The sequence below is a fragment of the Candidatus Rokuibacteriota bacterium genome (genome assembly GCA_016209385.1).
In the GTDB taxonomy this organism is placed as follows: Bacteria; Methylomirabilota; Methylomirabilia; order Rokubacteriales; family CSP1-6; genus JACQWB01.
On the sequence record JACQWB010000120.1, the window covers coordinates 1 to 2,532 of the forward strand.

A 2,532-nucleotide genomic window follows, 5' to 3' on the forward strand; every position below is an offset into this window, starting at 1 on the left:
AGGGCTTTGGGCATAGAACACATGGGAACGCTCATGATTCCTTACGAAGCCGTTATCAAAGGACTCATCAGGTACGAGGGGCTCGTTTCGATCCTCACCGACCTCAGTAAGGTTCTCTGGGTTTCACCCGCGGTCATTGTTGAGGTTCTTCGAAAAGCACAGGAGGTAAGAAAATGAAAAAGGAAGAGCTTGTCGCTGCCCGCCTGCCACGGCAGCTCCTGAAGGCTCTGCGAAAGATAGAAGAGGTAGAGCAGTCGGACCGCTCAGCAACAATCAGGAAACTCTTGTATCGCGCAGTTGCCGACTGGAAGAAAGACCATGCTGCAAGGCTTTATGGCGAGCGGAAGCTGACATTGGAACGCGCGGCGATGGAAGCAGAGGTGAGCGTTCGCGAAATGATGGAATACCTCAGACAAAAAAAGGTCCCTGGCCAATATGACCTCAGCGAACTAGAAGAGGATATGGCGCGGCTTTATAAGAAGGTGGCGGTGTAGCTCAGAGGCAGAGCAGGGGCTCATAAGACTCCCCGCGACAGCATGGCCCTCGGGAAGTGGCGAACTTGCCGAGGGGTTTTTCGTTGGCCTGGCGGCTGGGATGGGGGATTGGCCGAACGCCACGACGGAAGACGATCGGACTCGCGGAGCGAAGTTGCGCTGGTGTTGCGGTGGGTGTTGCGATGGCTCAGCCGGGATCTTTGCCAACCTCGCGTGGGGCCGGAGAAAATGGCGAGCCGCACGCCCGAGAGAAAAACGCCAGGTCGCAGTTGCGGTGGGGGTTCAGTGGCAATGGCCCCGGGCGGGTTCTAAAACCGGGGTGGGACAATCGCCCCGGGGGTACCATAGGGCGAGCCACCCTGGCGACTTCCGCTCAGCTGGTCCGTCGTTGACCGCGGTGGACTGAACTGGACGACGTCACGCTGGGCGGCGGACCTGCTGACGACGTGTCCCTTTGATCTTGCCTCGCGACTGCGCGAGCCATCCTTCGAGGACAGTCCTCGCCAACGTGGTGTGTCCGACGCCGCGCTCGGCCGCAAGCGAGCGGAGCGCCTGGAGGTCCGCCTTGTAGAGACGTAGCGCGATCTGCTCCGTGCGTGGCGGTCGAATCTCGACGTCCAGATCCGCTAGATTCTTGGCAAACTCCTCGACGCTGTGGCGCGTCCAAAAGTCCCGTTCTTCTCGATCGCTCCTGAAGGTTGGCATCCTGCCCTTCTTGGCTGCTGTACGCACTACAGACCTCCCTTGCCGCCGCGCCAGCGGTGATAGCTCCGGCTCTCGTCCTCATCGGACACCCGGGCACTCACGCAGAACCGCATCGATGAATCGAACTTACCTGGATGTTCCGGCCGCCCTGCCCGCGAAATGACAAAAACGTCCTCCGCGCCCAGGTCCCGCGGTCGCGCGGCCCGGAACACGCACGTTACGAGTTCGCCGCTGTCCAGTGGAGCGACCACGAACCAACGCTGCCGGACACCGCGACCCGTCCGGCGTACCCGCGCCGGCCCGTTCCGTCCGTACACAGCGTCCACAACATCCGCCGCCTCGATATGGCGTTCTGCCAAGTACTCGAGACTGGCCGCGGTGAACACCAGCGTCCAGTACACCCTGGCGCCTGGCATAGCACAATGGTATGCGTACAAGGAGGTGCGGTCAATACGGACCCCGAGTGACGGTTGTCCTCTTCAGGAACGCGGTCGAGGCGATGGCCGGTGGCGGCACGCTCACGATCCGCTCCCCCTCGGCGGACTGGCGAGTCCAGGTGCACGTCGCCGACAGAGAAAGCGGGGCTACGAGAGGTCCACCTCGGCGCCGACGGCCAGGCCGGCCTCGACGGCCTGGGCCTCCTCCGCGCGGTCAAGCGCCTTAGCCCGGAGTCGAGGTCATCGTCTTCACCGGCCAGGGCTCGATCCCCGAGGCCGTGGAGGCGATGAAGCACGGGGCCTGGGACTTCCTGACGAAGCCCATCGACAGCGACCACCTGCTCGAGGTCCTCCGCCGGGCCGCGGAGAAGCAGGCCCTGGCCCAGCGCGCCCGGACCCTGGAGGCCGGGCTCAGCAGGCTTCAGGCCCCCGGGCCCCTGATCGCCGAGAGCCCGGCGATGAAGCGCGTCCTCGATCTCGCGCGCCAGGTGATGGCCTCGGATGCGACCGTGCTCCTCCAGGGCGAGAGCGGCACGGGCAAGGAGTGCCTCGCGCGCCTGATCCACGCCGGGAGCCCCAGGGCCGGGCGCCCCCTCATCACCGTCAACTGCGCGGCGATCCCCGAGGGGCTCCTGGAATCCGAGCTCTTCGGCTACGAAAAAGGCGCCTTCACGGGCGCCCTCTCCCGCAAGCCCGGCCGCTTCGAGCTGGCCGACGGGGGGACGCTCTTCCTGGACGAGGTGGCTGATCTCGCCCCGGCGACCCAGGCCAAGCTCCTCAGGGTCCTCCAGGGGGGCGAGATCGAGCCGCTGGGCGGGTCACGGACCCGGACGGTGGATGCGCGGATCCTGGCGGCCACCAACCCGGACCTGGCCGGGCTCGTGCAGGAGCGGCGC

4 protein-coding genes are annotated in these 2,532 nt (G+C 65.0%); 3 read left to right on the forward strand and 1 reads right to left on the reverse strand.

The features are described from left to right. The first annotated feature begins 21 nt into the window (after positions 1-21). Together HY726_07850 and HY726_07855 are read left to right on the forward strand one after the other, a co-directional pair. Positions 22-177 carry a hypothetical protein gene (locus HY726_07850; GenBank protein MBI4608904.1) on the forward strand — a complete coding sequence of 52 codons (156 nt, stop codon included), beginning with the start codon at positions 22-24 and terminating at the stop codon, positions 175-177. Continuing rightward, a complete protein-coding gene (locus tag HY726_07855; GenBank protein MBI4608905.1) occupies positions 174-494 on the forward strand; it encodes a UPF0175 family protein in 321 nt (106 codons plus the stop codon). Before HY726_07850 ends, HY726_07855 begins: the two co-directional genes overlap by 4 nt. Positions 495-911: 417 nt before the next feature. Here HY726_07855 and HY726_07860 read toward each other — a convergent pair whose 3' ends face one another. Beyond that, positions 912-1,199 carry a hypothetical protein gene (locus tag HY726_07860; GenBank protein MBI4608906.1) on the reverse strand — a complete coding sequence of 96 codons (288 nt, stop codon included), beginning with the start codon at positions 1,197-1,199 and terminating at the stop codon, positions 912-914. 724 nt (positions 1,200-1,923) lie between these two features. Here HY726_07860 and HY726_07865 point away from each other — a divergent pair. After that, positions 1,924-2,532, forward strand: a 609-nt coding sequence (locus HY726_07865) for a sigma-54-dependent Fis family transcriptional regulator (GenBank protein MBI4608907.1), incomplete at its 3' end; no start/stop codon positions are given.